At 37.0% G+C, this 17,932-nt stretch carries 17 protein-coding genes; 5 read left to right on the top strand and 12 right to left on the bottom strand.

The window, feature by feature from the left end:
• Positions 1–47: 47 nt before the first annotated feature.
• The 9 genes from JKP34_RS16170 to JKP34_RS16130 all read right to left on the bottom strand — a co-directional run bounded on the left by JKP34_RS16170 (position 48) and on the right by JKP34_RS16130 (position 8,268).
• The gene (locus tag JKP34_RS16170; protein ID WP_201923740.1) at positions 48–845 is read right to left on the bottom strand and encodes a hypothetical protein; all 798 of its coding nucleotides are present in this window, start codon (positions 843–845) and stop codon (positions 48–50) included.
• Positions 846–945: 100 nt separating this feature from the next.
• Positions 946–2,841 (bottom strand): acetate--CoA ligase, encoded by a 1,896-nt coding sequence (gene acs, locus JKP34_RS16165; RefSeq protein WP_201923738.1) that lies wholly within the window; start codon positions 2,839–2,841, stop codon positions 946–948.
• A gap of 132 nt (positions 2,842–2,973) precedes the next feature.
• Entirely contained in the window at positions 2,974–3,567 is a 594-nt protein-coding gene (gene coaE, locus JKP34_RS16160; RefSeq protein WP_201923736.1) for a dephospho-CoA kinase, read from the bottom strand.
• Positions 3,564–4,541 carry a YbbR-like domain-containing protein gene (locus JKP34_RS16155; protein ID WP_201923734.1) on the bottom strand — a complete coding sequence of 326 codons (978 nt, stop codon included), beginning with the start codon at positions 4,539–4,541 and terminating at the stop codon, positions 3,564–3,566. The genes coaE and JKP34_RS16155 overlap by 4 nt, the downstream gene beginning before the upstream one ends.
• 9 nt (positions 4,542–4,550) lie before the next feature.
• Positions 4,551–4,871 carry a preprotein translocase subunit YajC gene (yajC, locus tag JKP34_RS16150; protein ID WP_201923732.1) on the bottom strand — a complete coding sequence of 107 codons (321 nt, stop codon included), beginning with the start codon at positions 4,869–4,871 and terminating at the stop codon, positions 4,551–4,553.
• Positions 4,872–4,875: 4 nt separating this feature from the next.
• Positions 4,876–5,439 (bottom strand): DUF1573 domain-containing protein, encoded by a 564-nt coding sequence (locus JKP34_RS16145; protein ID WP_201923731.1) that lies wholly within the window; start codon positions 5,437–5,439, stop codon positions 4,876–4,878.
• A gap of 28 nt (positions 5,440–5,467) precedes the next feature.
• Entirely contained in the window at positions 5,468–5,773 is a 306-nt protein-coding gene (locus JKP34_RS16140; protein ID WP_201923729.1) for a YtxH domain-containing protein, read from the bottom strand.
• 88 nt (positions 5,774–5,861) lie between these two features.
• Positions 5,862–7,043 (bottom strand): transcription antitermination factor NusB, encoded by a 1,182-nt coding sequence (gene nusB / locus JKP34_RS16135; RefSeq protein WP_201923728.1) that lies wholly within the window; start codon positions 7,041–7,043, stop codon positions 5,862–5,864.
• Positions 7,044–7,164: 121 nt separating this feature from the next.
• Positions 7,165–8,268: a Glu/Leu/Phe/Val family dehydrogenase gene (locus JKP34_RS16130; RefSeq protein ID WP_201923726.1), complete on the bottom strand. Its 1,104-nt coding sequence runs from the start codon at positions 8,266–8,268 to the stop codon at positions 7,165–7,167.
• Positions 8,269–8,628: 360 nt separating this feature from the next.
• Here JKP34_RS16130 and JKP34_RS16125 point away from each other — a divergent pair, with 360 nt between their 5' ends.
• A complete protein-coding gene (locus JKP34_RS16125) occupies positions 8,629–10,419 on the top strand; it encodes an ABC transporter ATP-binding protein (protein ID WP_201923724.1) in 1,791 nt (596 codons plus the stop codon).
• A gap of 243 nt (positions 10,420–10,662) precedes the next feature.
• Here the strand turns inward: JKP34_RS16125 and JKP34_RS16120 are convergent, their stop codons facing one another.
• Positions 10,663–11,727 carry a VOC family protein gene (locus tag JKP34_RS16120; protein WP_201923722.1) on the bottom strand — a complete coding sequence of 355 codons (1,065 nt, stop codon included), beginning with the start codon at positions 11,725–11,727 and terminating at the stop codon, positions 10,663–10,665.
• 170 nt (positions 11,728–11,897) lie between these two features.
• On the opposite strand from JKP34_RS16120, the gene gcvT reads away from it, so the two are divergent.
• Genes gcvT through JKP34_RS16105 form a run of 3 tightly spaced genes read left to right on the top strand, consistent with a single transcriptional unit; the run spans position 11,898 to position 14,905 of the window.
• Positions 11,898–12,995, top strand: a complete 1,098-nt coding sequence (gene gcvT / locus JKP34_RS16115) for a glycine cleavage system aminomethyltransferase GcvT (protein WP_201923720.1) — start codon at positions 11,898–11,900, stop codon at positions 12,993–12,995.
• Between the two features lie 6 nt (positions 12,996–13,001).
• On the top strand, positions 13,002–13,715 hold the full coding sequence (locus JKP34_RS16110; protein ID WP_201923718.1) for a 2-phosphosulfolactate phosphatase: 714 nt from the start codon (positions 13,002–13,004) through the stop codon (positions 13,713–13,715).
• 2 nt (positions 13,716–13,717) lie between these two features.
• A complete protein-coding gene (locus JKP34_RS16105) occupies positions 13,718–14,905 on the top strand; it encodes a class I SAM-dependent rRNA methyltransferase (RefSeq protein WP_201923717.1) in 1,188 nt (395 codons plus the stop codon).
• An 81-nt stretch (positions 14,906–14,986) separates the two neighbouring features.
• Here the strand turns inward: JKP34_RS16105 and JKP34_RS16100 are convergent, their stop codons facing one another.
• Together JKP34_RS16100 and JKP34_RS16095 are read right to left on the bottom strand one after the other, a co-directional pair.
• The gene (locus JKP34_RS16100) at positions 14,987–15,448 is read right to left on the bottom strand and encodes a DUF5606 family protein (RefSeq protein ID WP_201923715.1); all 462 of its coding nucleotides are present in this window, start codon (positions 15,446–15,448) and stop codon (positions 14,987–14,989) included.
• Between the two features lie 134 nt (positions 15,449–15,582).
• Positions 15,583–16,842, bottom strand: coding sequence for an aspartate kinase (locus JKP34_RS16095; RefSeq protein ID WP_201923713.1), 1,260 nt, complete (start codon positions 16,840–16,842; stop codon positions 15,583–15,585).
• A 78-nt stretch (positions 16,843–16,920) separates the two neighbouring features.
• Here JKP34_RS16095 and fbp point away from each other — a divergent pair, with 78 nt between their 5' ends.
• A complete protein-coding gene (gene fbp / locus JKP34_RS16090) occupies positions 16,921–17,901 on the top strand; it encodes a class 1 fructose-bisphosphatase (protein ID WP_201923711.1) in 981 nt (326 codons plus the stop codon).
• Positions 17,902–17,932: the final 31 nt, after the last annotated feature.

Here is a 17,932-nt window from a genome sequence, read left to right as displayed (position 1 = left end):
GATAGAGGAGTAAATGAACTAAATAGTTTATGGCGTTGAGCGATATCTTATTCTTCTTCCATATTTGTATTGAGGATAATGCTGATTTCCTTCAGGGTATCATCCAGTTCCGCTACATTTTTCTGAATTTGGTCAAAGTAGAATTTTCGTTTTTTATCGTTTGCGAAATCCTCATAGGCAGTAATGTTAATTAGGCCTTGTAAACGAGCAAGAGGGCTGCGGACTTTATGAGCATTTAGAAAAGCATATCTGACAAAAGCACTATTCTGCTCAGCTATTTTAGCTGTCCTAAGCTTGAGTACATCTTCTAGCTGGGTTTTGGCGTTGTTGAGTTCTTCCTTTTGTTCCTCTATTGTTTGATTTTGTTTCTTTAGAATCTCTTCATGCTTAAGGTGTGTACGTTTAAAAAGGCCATAACCAAAGAATACCAGCAGGGCGCTAATCACAATATTCATGTAATAAGGTACTGCGGCTCTCTCTATTGGCATTATTGCAGGAACCACATCATAAAGGTTTTTAACCACAAGATATACTATTATACTAAGAACAAATAAGGATGTATACTGCCAGCGTTTATCAAAGAATAATACTGGAGAAAGAGCTGTTACAAAAAACAAGAAGTCAAATCCCCCTGATTCACCATGAAAAAGGCTGCCTACTGCTGTCATACATATTGAGAATAAGAAAAATATGTATCTCGCCAGCGCGATTCTGCCATGCGTGTGCCAGTAGAGTAGTAAGCAAAAAACTGCCACTTCAGAGGTGCATATCCAGAAAGGGATGATACCACCAATTGTTGACATGTATGCACCGGTACCGCCCACTACAAAAATAGCTAACAGCATGAGTATATTAGCTATTTTATAGATTCGCTTATCTTTTTCAGATAATAAAGAATTAGAAATCGTACGTGCGATCAAAGGATGTTATTAGGTTGAAACAAATTTATTTAGCTCCTTCTTTGATAGCTTCCACCACTTCCGGATTTAATAGTGTAGAAGTATCTCCTAAGTTGCTGGTGTCGCCTTCAGCAATTTTTCTAAGAATTCTTCTCATGATTTTTCCGGACCTGGTTTTTGGTAAACCTGGCACGATTTGGATTTTATCTGGTTTGGCAATCGGGCCTATAATGTTACGCACGGTTTCACTGATTTCGTTAGTGAGGTTTTCTTCGGTTCTGTTTTCCATATCACAGATCACATAAGCATAAATGCCCTGACCCTTTACTTCATGAGGATAGCCTACCACAGCAGACTCAATAACTTTAGGATGCTCGTTTATGGCATTTTCAACTTCAGCAGTGCCCATTCTATGACCAGAAACATTTATTACATCATCAACTCTTCCTAGTATTCTGTAATATCCATCTTCATCTCTTTTGACCCCATCACCTGTAAAGTACATGCCTTTGTAGGTAGAGAAATAAGTTTGCTTGCAGCGCTCGTGATCACCATAAGTAGTTCTAATCATGGAAGGCCATGGGTACTTGATACAGAGATTCCCTTCAACACTATTTCCTTTCAGCTCTTTGCCGTCAGCATCCACAATTACTAGTTGCACGCCAGGTAGTGGTAAAGTGGCATATGAAGGTTTTGTTGGGGTTACTCCGGCCAGTGGCGATATCATAATCCCACCTGTTTCTGTTTGCCACCAGGTATCCACAACAGGGCATTTCATTTTACCAACATGTGAATGGTACCAGTGCCATGCTTCTTCATTAATAGGTTCCCCAACAGTTCCTATTACTTTTAAAGATGAGAGATCGTGCTTAGTAACAGGCTCTGTTCCGTGTGCCTGAAGTGCTCTGATAGCGGTTGGTGCAGTGTAAAACTGATTCACCTTGTATTTTTCTACTACTTCCCAGAACCTTCCGGCATCAGGGTAGGTAGGTACGCCCTCAAACATAACGGTTGTAGCACCAGCCAACAATGGGCCATATACTATATAGGAATGACCTGTTATCCAGCCGACATCTGCTGTACACCAGTAAACATCTCCTGGCTCATACTGAAAAACATTTTCAAAAGAATATTTGGTATACACCATATAGCCACCGCAAGTGTGCACCACACCTTTTGGTTTACCTGTGGAGCCGGAAGTGTATAAAATGAATAATAGGTCTTCCGAATCCATGACTTCCGCTTTACATTCCGTTGACTGACCTTTTATGGCATCGTGCCACCAAATATCGCGGCCAGCCTTCATGTCTACCGCTTCTTTGGTACGCTCAAATACGATTACTTTTTCTACTGTTGATGTTTTTTCTAATGCTTCGTCAACTACTGCTTTTACAGGGATTGATTTGGCTCCTCTGAAATTGCCATCAGCCGTTAAAACCATTTTGGCAGAACAATCATTAATTCTATCCGCTAACGCATTGGAAGAGAAGCCGGCAAATACTACGGAATGTACTGCACCAATTCTGGCACAGGCAAGCATGGCAACTGCTGCTTCTGGTACCATAGGCATGTAAATAATTACCCTGTCACCTTTTCCAACACCCTTGGCTTTCATGGCATTCGAAAACTGATTTACTTTTTCGTAGAGCTGCCTTAATGTAATTGTTTGATTGCTCTCATTAGGTTCGTTAGGTTCCCAAATTATGGCAGGATGATCACCATGAGTAAAGAGATACCTTTCAAAAATATTTTCTGTGATATTTAATTTGGCATTGAGGAACCATTTAACATCTGGTCCTTCAAAATCCCAATCCACTACCTTATCCCATCTTTTTTGCCAATGGAAAGAGTCTGCTATTCGTGACCAAAACTGTTCAGGTTGATTAACACTTCTTTGATATTCATGAATATAGCCGCTCAGGCTGTGAATTCTATCGCTCATTTTAAAATTGGTTTAGTAGAAATAGTGTAGCACAATGATCTTTGCTATCACTTCCTTTCAAATTGCCAATTTTACCTTAAAATGTAAAGTCTTAACGACTAAAGTTGATGAGCGGAATAAGAAATATATTTCTTATTGAATAGGTCTGCTGATTTTTTCAAATAAAGAATGGCACTGTTTAATTAAGGAAGTTTTACCATCGTTAGTAATAATGAAGTCCGCCAGCTCTAATTTTTTTGATTCTTCCATTTGTTGATCCATTATCTTCTGTACTTCCTCTTCCGTTCTATGCGGATCTCTTTGTAGTGTCCTTTTCAGCCTAATTTCTTCAGGAGCATGTACAAGTATTGTGGCATCAAGCTGCTTATAGCTTCCTGTTTCAAAAAGCAAGGCAGCTTCTTTAAGAATGAAAGGCTTATCTTGATGATTTTCACACCATTGTTGGAAGTCTTTTGCCACAGCAGGATGTACTAACTCATTTAGCTTTTTTAATTTTTCGGGATTGTCAAATACAATTTTGCTAATAAATGCTCTATTTAGTTGACCCTCTTGATAAGCCTCCGCACCAAATAAAGCTTCAATTTGAGCTTTCAATTGTGAGTTGTTGACTTGAAGCCACTTTGCTCTGGCATCCGCAGGATAGTTAGGTATATCCAATACCTCAAAAATCTTACAGACAAGACTTTTGCCAGCTCCTATTCCTCCTGTTATACCAATTTTTTTCAATTCTTTGAATAATTGTAATTGAGCGTGTCAAGCTTAATATCGGTAGCTTTGAGCATATTAGGAGAAGATTCCAATATTGGTATAACTGTTGAGTCATTAGGAGACATAAGTTCGTAGTCAACCACAATGCTGAAACTATCAAGGTTGTATTGATTAGCTAGTTCTTCGCGTATTTGAAACTTTAATGTTGCCAGACTGTCGATCATTTTGTAGTTAAATGAATCGGTTGGCACATTAATCATTTTAAAAGGTAGCATAAGTTCCTGGTTGATAAATCTGGCAACCTGAAAGCGTACTTCTACTTCTACCGGGTTTCTTCTTACCAGGCTGGAACCAAAAGTTGATAGCATAATATCTTCCTTAAAATCACTGTCAATAGCGTCCTTTTTAGTTTTTAGGATTATTTCAGATGGGATTGAGTCAACAAACCTTTTAGGTCCTGTGAAAATAGCGGTATCCGTTGATAGTGAAATAGATGAGGTAATTCTGAAATTTGAAGCAAGCTTAACAGCCGCACTGTCAAATTTCAATACAGATTTTTGTTGCTTCAATGAATCAATAGCAACCCACAAAGTGTCGGTTTCAATGAAATTCAGTTGAATTTCCGTCATTTGATCAGAAATAGTGGGATATAAAGTAGAACCCAGTACAAATTTTTCATTAGCGGGGTCTTCCAGTTCAATAACAACGGGATCAATTGTGAACCAGAAAGTTTTTCGAAGTAGATTCCAACCACCTCCGCTCACATTAATTTTTACATTATCGGGCAATTCTTCAACCACTACCATGGCTGAATCTGGGTAATTAAATTCAATGGGGTAGCTTATTCGAGTGGTATAATTATCATTTAAAGCATTAAAAAACCAAAAAGTGGTAGCTGTAACAATGCACAGTACTACCACTTTTATAGTTTCATTTGACATAGGCAATAATATATTGCTTAGCCAATCACTTATTTTCTCGAATAGTTTCAAGTATATATTTTACTTTTTGTCATTCAACTTCTTGCTTTGTTCAAGCGAAATTGCTGATTTTTCAAAAGTCATTTTTACTCCTTTATCAACTTCTACAATTACGATGTCATCTTCTACACTAAAGATTTTACCATGAACACCGCCAATTGTAATTACGCTATCACCTTTCTTGATCTCCTCAACAAATTTCTTGTGATCTTTCTGTTTCTTTTGCTGAGGGCGAATCATGAAGAAGTAGAATATTAAGATAATACCACCAAATAAAAGAATTTGGCTTATCCATCCTGAATCGCCACCGGCTGCCGCCTGTGCAAATATAAAGTCTATCATTAAATTATTGTTTTACTGGACCAGTGGTAGCTCCTGCATCTGGTTTAGGTTCTACAAAAGCCTTGATGTTAATTTTATTAACTGTTGGCCAGGTGTTAGCAGTAATTCTAACTGTTTTGTTATCCTGATTTTTCTTGCCTCTTGAGTTATATTTTACCTCAATTTCACTAGACTCACCTGGTGCAATAGGCTTATCTTTAGGATAAGTAGGAACTGTACATCCACAAGAAGATGAAGCATTCGTAATAATTAAAGGTGCCTCACCTGTGTTAGTGAATTTGAATTTTTTGGTAACCACATCACCTTCAGTAATAGTACCGAAATCATGCTCAGTGATATCAAAAGTCATTTCTGGTAAAGGGCCTTCTGGTTTCTCTTTAGGTGTAGTTGTAACATCTGAGGTTGGCTTTACAAGACTATTTTTAGGAGAAGCTTTAGAAACTCCACCTCCTTCTAATGCGGCTACTCTTCTTTCTAAATCGGTTACTCTTTTTTCAACATCTCCGTTGCAGGCAGTTAAATAAACTGAACCTGCAAGAAATAAAGCTGCATAAAGTACTTTTTTCATTGCTGTTTATATTTAATTAATTGAACTATTAATTTTCTTCATCTTTTGATTTGATCTGCCCTAACAGATCATCAACATCGCTAAGTAATTGCTCTGCTTTATGTTTAGCGGAGTTAATTACTTTCTCTCCATCAGATTTAGCTGTGCTAAGGTTAAGCTCTTTGCCATCTGCAATGTCATCGAGCAAATCCTCTAACATTTCTTTGTACTTACTTAATCTGTAGGATACTTTATCTCTTGTGTTTTCACCCTTGTCTGGAGCATATAAGATACCTACTATGGCTCCCACGGCTGCACCGGATAAGAATGAAAATAAGTTACTTCCTTTACTCATGTCTTCAAAGTTTATGATTTTCAATATTGACAAATTGAAAAAACGAATTTATCATTTTTCCAACATTACGAAAATGAATTGCTGATGTTTATTTATTGTCCATCAGACCTCTTCCGCTTTTTCGCAATTTACCGGATTTTTGAAGCTCAGCAGAGAGCTTATCAAGCATTCCGTTTACAAACACTTTACTTTTTTGAGTGCTGTAGTTTTTAGAAAGCTCAATATACTCATTAATAGTCACTTTAACAGGGATGCTCGGGAAATTAAGCATTTCACTAACGGCCATTTTAAGGATGATCATGTCAATATCTGTGATACGCTCTTTCGACCAGTTTTTAGTGTATTGGCCTACTAATTCCTCATACTCATCGCTATTGGCAACAGTTTCTTCATAAAGCTTTTTAAAAAACTCACTGTCATCTTCCCAGTTTGCAGAAAGCTCAATTAACTCAACATGCTCTGAGTCTTCATAAAGTGATTTAAGGGTTTTCTTAAGCATCGATTTAAGTGCTGATTTATTTTCAGCCCAGTACAAATCGCGCTCTTCCATGAAATTGGATATGGCCTCACTTTTAATGACAAGTTGCTTAAAAATTTTGTCAAGAATCAATACATCCTCTTCAAATGAAGGCTCATTATTCATTTGATAGTCCTGGTAGAAACTTTCTTTCTTTAGTACCTCTCTATACCATTGTTTCACCGTGAGGAGGTCGTCTTCCCAGCTAATTTTAAACCTGATAAACTCATTGTTAAGATCTGAATTATCAGCAAGAATTTTTATGGCTTTGCTATTGTAAAGGTTTAGCTCACTCTCAAAAACCTGCTTGTTGGTTTCCACCATTCTTTTTTGGCGAGCTTCAACTTCTTCCTTGTTAATCTTTGCAAACTCAAGTACAAGTTTCAAGGATAAGTAGTAGTTCTCAAGCAAGGTGTTAACTGCTTCAAGCATGTTCTTTTTAATAAAAGCTTTATCCTTTTTTACTTGATTGTTGTAGTAATCAATAGCTTCCGAAATAGCATTTCTTATTTCAGTAGACGAATTTTCTGATTCTTTAATGGAGCTTTTACCAAAGTTTTGGCTAAATGTTTTTTTAGCAATTTTAGCATCTCTGCTTAATTGAGCCCTATCCTGTACTTCCATAGAGTTAAGGTCAGGGGCGAAGTAGTCATCAATAAATGACTTAGCTAATTCAAAATTTGCTTCTTCACATTTTTGAACTGCATACAAAGATTGCATGGCTTTTATACGTAGTGATCTTCTGTTCAGCATAGCTTCAGTAATAAAAGAACTCAGATAGCTTATAGCAAGCTAATGTAAGAATTTAAAATATTAAAAGCGCAATCACTCATTTGAGAGCAACTGCGCTTTTATTAATATGATTATTTAATATTTAGTAGGCTAACTTAACCTTACCCATGTCGGCAATGCGCTTTTCGGCAATTTCCAAAGCAGCCTGATGAGTAGTTTTACCTTCAGTTTCAGCTTTGTTGAAAATCTCCATTGATTTATCGTAGATACCTTCTGTTTGCTGAAGAGCTAAATCTTTGTTGTAATGGCCCATCAACTCTGGGAAGATATTAATAATACCTCCTGCATTTACCAGAAAATCTGGTGCGTACAGCATGCCTTGCTCTTGTAACATTTTACCGTGCTTAACTTCTTGAGCCAATTGGTTATTGGCTGCTCCACAAATAACGGAAGCTTTAATTCTATTTAAAGAATCATCATTGATGGTCGCTCCCATGGCACATGGCGCATAAATATCAGCATCTACATCGTAAATGGCATCAGTGCCAACTACCTCAACTTTGTGCTTATCGGTTACTCTTTTAATATTACTTTCATTTATATCAGTAATAGTAACTTTTGCGCCTTCATTTATTAGATGGTTTACCAGGTAATGTCCTACCTGACCAACACCCTGTACAGCAATTTTTTTACCATTTAGGTCATCAGAACCATAGGCCTTTTTAGCAGAAGCTTTCATACCCATATATACACCATAAGCAGTAACCGGGCTAGGGTCTCCACTACCTCTCATGCTTTCAGGCATCCCCATAACATAGTCAGTTTCGTATGATATCTGTACCATATCGGCTGTAGACATATTCATGTCTTCAGCAGTGATGTATCTACCGCTTAGGCTATCAACAAAACGACCGAATCTTCTAAGGAAGGCCTCATTCTTGAGTTTTTTAGGATCACCGATGATGACGGCTTTTCCACCACCAAGATTCAAGCCTGAGATGGCTGCTTTATAAGTCATACCTCTTGATAAGCGAAGTACATCTATTAAAGCTTCTTGGTCATTATTATATGTCCACATTCTTGTACCACCAAGAGCTGGACCTAAAACTGTATTATGTATGGCAATGATTGCTTTTAGGCCTGTAGGTTCATCGTAGCAGTAAACTACTTGTTCATGGCCTAATTTTGTAATTTCATTAAAAGCAGAAAATACTTCGGCAGTATCGGTATTGCTTAATTCAACCATCTTATGTGTGTTTAAATGATTATTATTCTGAAGACCTTTCATCTTCAACCGCTGCGAAATTAAATGATTTTTAGATGTTTATCAATTCACCATCATGTCTTCAATTCTTATTTGTTATTGTATTCAATTAGTATACTTCAATATAAAATTTTGTTAAATAAGGTTTATTTAAATTAAAATTTCTCAATTTATAAGTACTACCTACTTTTTAAAATCCGAAGTTGCTGAAAATTTATTTTGAAACCCGCCTCCCATAATAAACAGAAGGTATTCATCTTTTAATCAGATTAAAATTATTTTCTTTGCGTGCTGAGTGATTAAATAGTCAAACTATAGACACCGCTAACCGTTGTAATTGCTGTGAAAGAATTAAAGTATCTTAATAAATATCTTCTCAAATATAAATGGCACCTCTCTTTAGGCGTGCTGTTTATGATCATCTCCAACTTTTTTGCCGTCTTTCCAGCGCAAGTAGTGCGCTATGCTTTTAATCTGGTGAAAGAGAATATAGAGATGTATCGCCTTTTCGATAGCTTTGATTTACAAGCTATTTATAATGATACTTTCGGAACGGCTATCTTATTATATGGTGGTCTCATCATACTTTTAGCTTTAGGAAGAGGATTGTTTCTATTTCTCGTTAGGCAGACAATAATAGTGATGTCACGCTTGGTAGAGTATGATCTTAAAAATGAGATATACAACCACTATCAGAACTTGCCTTTAAGTTTCTACAGAAGAAATAATACAGGAGATATCATGAACAGAATCTCCGAAGATGTTAGTAAGGTAAGGATGTATGTAGGTCCGGCCATTATGTATTCAGCTAACCTGATCACTTTATTTCTGATTGTAATTCCTATTATGTTTAATGTGAATGCCACATTAACTTGGTACTCTTTAATTCCGCTACCATTTCTATCGGTAAGCATCTATTTTGTTAATAATTTGATGAATAAGCGTTCTGAAGAAATTCAACAAAGTCAGTCACAACTTTCAACTATGGTGCAAGAGGCTTTTTCAGGAATTAGGGTACTTAAGTCATTTGTTAGGGAGGACGACTCACTAAGAAATTTCACTAAAGAGAGTAATAATTATAAGCATAGATCACTTAGGCTCACTTTTGTGAATGCCTTATTTTTTCCATTGATCATGGGAATGGTAGGTTTAAGTGTAATCCTCGTAGTTTATGTAGGTGGTGTTGAAGTAATGAATGGTGGCATTACAGCGGGTAATATCGCTGAGTTTATCATTTATGTGAATTTATTAACATGGCCGGTAACTTCTGTAGGTTGGGTAACGAGTATTATTCAAAGGGCTGCGGCTTCGCAAAAAAGGATTAATGAATTCTTAAACACTAAAACAGATATCGTTTCAGAGAAGAACCTTGAAAAAGATATTGATGGCAATATTGGGTTTAAGAATGTGAGTTTTGTGTATCCTGACTCAGGAATTAAAGCCTTAAAAGGTGTGAATTTCACAGTTAAGCAAGGTGAAACACTGGCTGTTATAGGAACTACTGGTTCTGGTAAATCTACCATTGCCAATTTGATAACACGCATGTATGATACTACTTCAGGTGAAATCTTTATTGATGATGTTGCCATTCAGGATTATAAGGTGAGTAACCTGAGAGGGCAAATTGGTTATGTGCCACAAGATGTGTTTTTATTTTCTGATTCGATCAGAAATAATATTGCTTTTGGGGCCACTGGTTTAACAGAAGAGCAAATGTTACAAGCTTCAAAAGATGCCGATTTGCACAATAATATTCTTGATTTCCCTAAGAAATATGAAACCATGCTGGGAGAAAGGGGTATTACGCTTTCCGGAGGTCAGAAACAGCGAGTTTCAATTGCCAGAGCTATTGCTCGTGATCCTAAAATCATGATTTTTGATGATGCACTTTCCGCAGTAGATACCAAAACAGAGAATGCGATCTTAAATGCTCTTCAAAAAATAATGGTGAATAGAACCAGTATTGTGATTTCACACAGAGTGAGTTCAGCTAAACTTGCAGACTACATCATAGTACTTGATGATGGTGAAATTATTGAGCAGGGAACTGAAGAAGAACTATTAGCACTAAATGGTACTTACAAAGAGCTTTATCAAAAGCAGCTACAAGGTGAAACTGTTGATAATGAGTAGTTAATAATTGTGAATTATCAATTACCAATTATGAATGTCTATACCACTACTTTTTAATCAATTTATAGAAGGAAACGAGGCTAATTACAATACCACTTCCAAGTAGAAAATAATCAAAATTATCTCTGATATCAGCTTGCATTAAAATTATCCGAGTACTCGTTGCTATTCCATAAATGATAAGAGCGATGAGGCTTATTCTGTTATTTAGTTTCTGTTTCATTGACAATTCATAATTGAAACCTAGTCTTTAACTTCACTTAATCCCATAGCTTTCAACATGAATCTTGGCAATGGCTTTTTAGGATCTCGTTTTTGTAGGTTTAGGTACCAGCTAATTTTTTTCATGATAGGTACTTTGTGAGTTTCTACAAATTCAATAAGTGCAGCATCAGGATCTTCAACATAAGTGAAATGTCCTGCGGCTTCTCCCATATCAAAACTATTGGCACTGTCTACGGTGAAAGGAAATCCTTTTGATTCACAAGTCTCTTTTAAATCTGCCATGCCATTAATGTCGTAGCACAGGTGGATATAGCCTAAATCACCCCAGAATCTGTTTTCAAATATCTTCTTAGGTTTGCGCTCAAGTGCTATTACTAATTCAACTTCACTTGCTCCAAGTAATGGGCTAAAAGCACCAGCTCTGGGTTTACTATGGCGCAGTAAGGTTCTTTTTACTTTTTTGTCGCCTCCAGGAATGCCCTTCAGATCATCAAAGGTTCCCTCTTTTTCATAAACCACAGTATCATAACCAAGTATATCACTGTAAAGTGATTTGGCTTTCTCGAAGTCTGTAACACCGATGATTGCGCCATTAGGTCCACCAGGCAATGCAGTTTTTCTTTTCTGAAACCATGAGTCACTAGGTACTATCTGGAAAATATTGTCCCAGGGGTCTTTTACAAAAAAGGTAGGATTGCCATCAGGATCTTTAGAGAGCTCACTAAGAATATTGAGTCCTCTTTTGTTGAACAATTCATAAGTTGCTTCAACATCTTTTGATTTCATTTTAGCAATGTTGATTCCTAGGTCACCTAGCTGAGGAGTAAATTTTGGTGCTTCAGGCGTTCTGGAAGTATATTGCCAGATTTCAAATCCACCACCACCTTGCATGTTGATGGCTAAAATAGCATGTCGGCTTCTTGGCTCGCCACCAGTATAAGGCAACATAAGTGCAGCCTCAGCAGCTTCTTCAAAAACAGGAACACTCATCCCGAAATTTTGTCTGTACCATTTAAAGGCAGCTTGAACATCTGAAACGCCAATACCTATTTGCTGAATACCACTTATTATATAATTGCTCATTGAATCAAAAATTTGCAACGAAATAAGGGATAATATGGGTAATTAGCAATTGAAATGATCAATTATCAATTGCGAATTATCAATGAGTTATTCTTATAATATCCTATTTGTCAACTTTCTTTCTTAGCCTAAATCCTTACTTTTGCAGTGCTTTAAAAAACTGAAAAGATATGGAATTGAAGAAAATCGCTCTTAATGATAAACACATTAGTTTAGGTGCTAAAATGGTGCCTTTTGCAGGTTATAATATGCCTGTTTCTTATGCAGGACTACTCGAAGAACACAAAACTGTTCGTGAGAAGGTGGGCATTTTTGATGTGTCACATATGGGTGAGTTTCTAGTGACCGGCCCTAAAGCTTTAGATTTAGTTCAGAAAGTGAGTAGCAATGATGCTACTAAATTGGTTGAAGGTAAAGCGCAATACGCTTACCTGCCAAATGATACAGGCGGAATAGTTGATGATTTATTGATTTACTGCATTCGAGAGAATGAGTATCTTTTGGTGGTAAATGCCAGCAATATTGAAAAGGACTGGGAGTGGATTAAACTTCAGAATGAAGGCATAGGTGCCGAGATGAAAAATATTTCTGATAACTTTTCTCTTTTTGCCGTTCAAGGCCCAAAAGCTACAGAAACCCTTCAGAAATTAACTTCAGTTGACTTATCAGAAATTAAATTCTACACTTTTAAAGTGGGCGATTTTGCAGGAGCCGAGCATGTAATCTTATCAGCTACCGGCTACACCGGCTCTGGAGGTTTTGAAATTTATTTACATAACGAGCATGCCGAAATGATTTGGGATAAGATCATGGAAGCAGGTGAGGAGTTTGGCATTCAGCCAATAGGTTTAGGAGCTCGCGATACTTTACGGATGGAAATGGGATTCTGCCTATACGGTAATGATATTGACGATACCACATCTCCATTAGAAGCAGGCCTGGGTTGGGTAACTAAGTTTACTAAACCGTTTGTAAACAGCGAAAATCTGCTTGCGGCTAAAGAAGCTGGAGTAAAGAGAAAGCTTGTAGGTTTCCATATGATTGACAGGGGCATTCCTCGTCAAGGCTATGAAATATTTGATGTTGATGATAATCCCATCGGAATAGTTACCAGCGGTACTCAATCTCCAATGTTAGGCCATGGAATTGGAATGGGTTACGTAAACATCGATCATGCCAAGCCTGAAACGGAAATATTTATTGGTGTTCGAAAAAACAAAGTGAAAGCACAAGTGAAGAAGCTTCCTTTAGTTGATTTGAAGAAGTAATTGTTTATGAGACAATCCATAGATATATGCCTCACACCTGAGCTTATTCACCAATATGAATTGGAGGATAAGATTGTAGTAGTTGTTGATATTTTAAGAGCTACCTCCTGCATGGTGACGGGTATTGCTCAAGGTGTGAAGGAAATAATGCCTGTTTCAACTTTAGAAGAGTGTGTGGCGCTTAAAGGTTTAGGCTATTTCACAGCGGCTGAGCGCAACGGTGAAAAGGCCGAAGGTTTTGATATGGGTAATTCCCCTTTTGAATACATGAATGATGAGTTGAAAGGTGAGAAGGTGGCGGTTACAACAACCAATGGCACTTTGGCCATCCATAAAAGCTTAATGGCTGATGAAATTCTTATTGGAGCTTTTCTAAATATTGATGTATTAGCTAAATACTTATCAGGCAAAAATCAAGACATTGTAATAGTCTGTGCTGGGTGGAAAGGGAAGTTTAATTTAGAGGATACCCTATTTGCCGGAGCATTGTGTGAATTATTGAAAGATAATTTTGAATACTTAGGTGATGTGCCGATTGCCGCAGAAGCCATGTGGCAAAAACTTAAAGGAGATTTGAAAGGAGCCTTGCAAAATTCAGCTCACGCTAAAAGGTTGGCCAAAATGAATGTTACTAAAGATATTGAGTTTTGTGCCACACTAAATGAATATGATGTTATTCCTAAACTCTTTGGTGAAAGCCTAAGAAATTACCAACCCTGAATATGAGCTACCCAACTATTGTACTAAAAAAAGGAAAGGAAAAATCTCTAGAACGCTTCCATCCGTGGATTTTTTCGGGTGCCATTAAAAGCTTGCCTGAAGATATTGAAGAAGGTTCAATCGTTGAAGTAAGAAAAGTTGATGGTAGTTTCATTGGGATAGGTTACTATCAAATTGGTTCTATTGCTGTACGCATGCTCACATTTCAAAATGAGCAACTAGACAAAGCTTTTTGGCAAGCCAAACTTGAGGAGGCTATCGAGTTAAGAAGAACAGCCGGTTTGTGGGGTAATCCTGAAACTAATGTATTCAGACTCATTCATGGAGAAGGAGACGGTTTCCCTGGGTTGATAGTAGATTATTACGCGGGTTGCGTGGTTTTTCAAGCGCACACAGTCGGGATGTACCTCATTAAAGATGTATTTCTTGATATTATTAAGGAAGTATTAGGTTTTGAGTTGAAGGCTGTATATGATAAAAGCGCTCACACGCTTCCTTATAAGGCTGAGTTAAGCACCTCTGATGCTTTTCTGTATGGCGAGGAAAAAGAAGAATGGGAAGTATTAGAATATGGTTGCAAGTTTAACATCAATGTAGTAACAGGTCAGAAGACAGGTTTCTTTGTGGACCAGCGCGAAAACAGAAAACTACTTGAAAAATACTGTAAAGGGAAAAAGGTGCTTAACACTTTTTGTTACAGTGGAGGCTTCTCGGTTTTTGCCATGCAAGCCGGTGCTGAGCTAGTACACAGTGTTGATAGTTCTCAATTGGCCATTGATTTAACAGATGAAAATATCAAACTTAATTTTAAAGATCATTCAAATCATAAATCTTTCACAGCAGATGTCTTTAGCTTCTTAAATGAGATGCCTGAGCAATATGATGTTATTGTGTTAGATCCTCCTGCCTTTGCCAAACACAGAAGGGTACTAGCTAATGGTATTAAGGGATACAGAACTATTAATGAGAAGGCTATAAGGAACATGAAGTCAGGCGGGGTGCTTTTTACTTTCAGCTGTTCTCAGGTGGTTACTCAAGAGCATTTCCGTACTGCAGTTTTTTCAGCTGCGGCAAGAGCTGGTAGAAAAGTACAGATTATTCAACAATTACATCAGCCGGAAGATCACCCGATTAGTATTTACCATCCCGAAGGGGAGTATTTGAAAGGATTGGTACTGAGAGTTATTTGATTGAAAATATTCTTAGTAGAAGACACAAAGTATTAAGAATCTTATAATATGATCAACTCAATACTTTGTGCTTTTTACTATTTATTCTTCGTCCTTCTTATCTTCAGCTTTATCAGCTTTCTTTTTAGTATTCTTTTTCTCCTTCTTGTCCTCTAAAATTTCAGGAGCTTCTTTTAAGATGATTTCATACCAGGTAACCAGCTTTTTAACATCCGAAGGGTAAACCTGATTTTCGTCATAGTTAGGAAGAATGTGTTTTAAAAATGCCATTATTTCCTCTTTGGAAGACTTATTGTCTATGCCAGGGTCATCTCCAAACTCTTTTTTTATAGTTTGCAAAACTCCCTGAAGTGCTACACTGCCATCAGCATCCGTTGTGTAAATAGATATCTCATCTAATATTGAAACTCTGTCATGGGCATGAGCAACAATTTTCTTTTTGTGCTTATCCATTGATTCAAGGATAACCCCTGTTCTTGAAGGCTTCACAACTTTAAATAATCCGCCTTTTCCGCTTACTGATGCAATATCTTTTAATTCCATGTTGGTTTTTATTTTGGAACCCCGAATTTAGGGTAAGTATTCTCAATTAGCAATAAACAAGAAAGATTGTACTGTTTTTCTTTCCAGAAGCTAGAACCGTATTTTCTTCAATCATAATTCTAAATTCGTAAATCTCACATCCCCAACACCATCTGGTAGTTTTTTCTTGTTCTTTGTTCTAAGTAAACTTTCCGCTCTCCTTTTAAAGAGCCAATAAGCCCTTCCTGATAATTTTTGATGGTGATTAAGGATAGCTTATTATTATACAGAATGTCAAAATCTGATTTTAGTGATTTTATAAAAGGGGTTAGTTTATAGTCGTCATCATTTACACAGATGGAAAAAGAAATAGCTGAATTTTGCATCATATTTATTTTGATATGATGGGATGATAATGCTGCAAAAATCTTAGAAATGTTTCCTTCGCTTATAAAGGTGAAATCTGTTACTCTAAAAGTAATCAGGCACTGATTTTCTTTCATGATAATGCAAGGCTCAATATGGGCAATGTCACAATCATGTATTACTGTGCCTTTAGCTTCAGGGTTTGTGAAAGAGCGCACATTCAAAGGTATGCTCTTGTTAGCTAGAGGTTTTATTGTTTTTGGGTGAATTACGGAAGCTCCATAATAGGTCATTTCTGCGGCCTCTTGGTAAGAGAGTTCATGATATAGTGTAGCGCCCGGAATTTTCTTAGGATCAGCATTTAGGATTCCCGGAACATCTTTCCAGATAGTTACTGATTTAGCATTAAGGCAATAGGCATAAATAGCAGCAGTAAAATCCGACCCCTCTCTACCTAAGGTTGTGATATTTCCCGATGAGTTGCTTCCAATAAATCCTTGAGTCAAAATAATATCTGCTGATTTATGATATTCTTCAACTTTCTGCACTATAAGTTCTTGCGAAGTACTCCAATTAACCACACCTTCTCTATAGGTATCATCAGTTTTTATTACATCAAAAGCATTAAGCCGGACCGTGGGTAAAGATGAATTTAGTAAGTGCTGACTAATGATAGTGGATGAAAGGCGTTCACCATAGGAAATAATCTGATCATATAATTTATTTATATCGTCCTTTTCAATATTTAACAAAGTACTTTTCAAGTCATCAAAGAGTTCAGCTATATTATCAGTTATGGCTTGAGGATGCTGAAATAATGCATCCGCAATAAGTTTATGCTCTATATAGAGGCTTTCAATTAAGTCTTTATACCGGTCGTCAGACTGCAGAAAATTTTTAAGAATTGCTTCTAACTTATTGGTAGTTTTTCCCATGGCCGAAACTACTACAACAAGCTTTTGACCTTTGTAATGTGTTAATATATTGGTCATGTTTTTTATGGCTGCTGCGTCTTTTATAGAAGCTCCACCAAATTTAAAAACCTGCATATTTTGTTCTTTTCTTTAATCAAGCGGCAAATTAAATAGCAATTTTTATAATTTAGCGCCAATATCAATAAATCTCCCATGAACCAATCTTTAGCCACTCCTGTCGGAACTACCTTAGATCGCTTTATCAAGAAAAAGCAAAATGATTTTGCCTTTGCTACCGGTGAGCTCTCTCAACTTTTAAGAGATATAGCTCTAGCAGGAAAGATTATCCATCGGGAAGTAAACAGAGCAGGATTACTTAATATAGGAGGGGCATACGGTGCTGAAAATGTACAGGGTGAAGAGCAGCAAAAGCTTGATGTAATTGCCAATATCCGTTTTATTCGCGCGCTTAAGAATGGCGGTGAGGTTTGTGCAATCGTTTCCGAAGAAGACGAAGAAATCTTAGATGTCAAAAATCCTGATGGCCGATATATTGTGGCTATGGATCCTTTGGATGGTTCATCAAATATTGATGTAAATGTTTCTATAGGTACCATCTTTTCTATTTTTAGAAGAGTTTCTCCTGTGGGAGGCCCGATTACTGAAGAAGATGTTCTGCAAAAAGGATCAGAACAAGTAGCGGCAGGTTATTTATTATATGGGTCTTCTACCATGATGGTTTATACGACAGGTCGTGGTGTGAATGGATTTACTTATGATCCTTCATTAGGGGAGTTCTTTTTATCTCATCCCAGTATTCAAATTCCAAAGGATGGTAAGATCTTCTCAATCAATGAAGGTAGCTACAAAAGTTTTGAACCACATGTTAAAGAATATATTGAAGCTTGTAAAGAAAAGAATTTCACGGCACGTTACATTGGTTCCTTAGTAGCGGACTTTCATAGAAACCTTTTAAAAGGAGGAATCTATATATATCCTGCAACAGATAAATCACCAAATGGTAAGCTAAGACTAAACTATGAATGCAATGCACTTGCCCTTATTTGTGAGCAGGCAGGTGGCAAAGCCACTGATGGTAAAAACCGCATTCTTAATATCCAGCCCGAAACTCTACACCAAAGAGTACCATTTTATGTTGGGTCTACCAATATGGTTGATAAGGCTGGTCAGTAAGTAAAGCTAATACCTATTCCTTTGCTCGCAG

This window comes from Marivirga atlantica (assembly GCF_016734805.1).
GTDB lineage: Bacteria > Bacteroidota > Bacteroidia > Cytophagales > Cyclobacteriaceae > Marivirga > Marivirga atlantica.
The sequence above is the reverse complement of the archived record's forward strand: the minus strand, read 5'-3'. Positions and strand labels throughout refer to the sequence as shown.

What these genes read in the sequence shown, in the direction of transcription:
- JKP34_RS16170 (WP_201923740.1), bottom strand. Translation starts at nt 845, where the DNA reads ATGCTGTTAGCTATTTTTGTAGTGGGCGGTACCGGTGCATACATGTCA.
- acs (WP_201923738.1), bottom strand. Translation starts at nt 2,841, where the DNA reads ATGAGCGATAGAATTCACAGCCTGAGCGGCTATATTCATGAATATCAA.
- yajC (WP_201923732.1), bottom strand. Translation starts at nt 4,871, where the DNA reads ATGATAGACTTTATATTTGCACAGGCGGCAGCCGGTGGCGATTCAGGA.
- JKP34_RS16145 (WP_201923731.1), bottom strand. Translation starts at nt 5,439, where the DNA reads ATGAAAAAAGTACTTTATGCAGCTTTATTTCTTGCAGGTTCAGTTTAT.
- JKP34_RS16140 (WP_201923729.1), bottom strand. Translation starts at nt 5,773, where the DNA reads ATGAGTAAAGGAAGTAACTTATTTTCATTCTTATCCGGTGCAGCCGTG.
- nusB (WP_201923728.1), bottom strand. Translation starts at nt 7,043, where the DNA reads ATGCTGAACAGAAGATCACTACGTATAAAAGCCATGCAATCTTTGTAT.
- JKP34_RS16130 (WP_201923726.1), bottom strand. Translation starts at nt 8,268, where the DNA reads ATGGTTGAATTAAGCAATACCGATACTGCCGAAGTATTTTCTGCTTTT.
- JKP34_RS16120 (WP_201923722.1), bottom strand. Translation starts at nt 11,727, where the DNA reads ATGAGCAATTATATAATAAGTGGTATTCAGCAAATAGGTATTGGCGTT.
- gcvT (WP_201923720.1), top strand. Translation starts at nt 11,898, where the DNA reads ATGGAATTGAAGAAAATCGCTCTTAATGATAAACACATTAGTTTAGGT.
- JKP34_RS16110 (WP_201923718.1), top strand. Translation starts at nt 13,002, where the DNA reads ATGAGACAATCCATAGATATATGCCTCACACCTGAGCTTATTCACCAA.
- JKP34_RS16105 (WP_201923717.1), top strand. Translation starts at nt 13,718, where the DNA reads ATGAGCTACCCAACTATTGTACTAAAAAAAGGAAAGGAAAAATCTCTA.
- JKP34_RS16100 (WP_201923715.1), bottom strand. Translation starts at nt 15,448, where the DNA reads ATGGAATTAAAAGATATTGCATCAGTAAGCGGAAAAGGCGGATTATTT.
- JKP34_RS16095 (WP_201923713.1), bottom strand. Translation starts at nt 16,842, where the DNA reads ATGCAGGTTTTTAAATTTGGTGGAGCTTCTATAAAAGACGCAGCAGCC.
- fbp (WP_201923711.1), top strand. Translation starts at nt 16,921, where the DNA reads ATGAACCAATCTTTAGCCACTCCTGTCGGAACTACCTTAGATCGCTTT.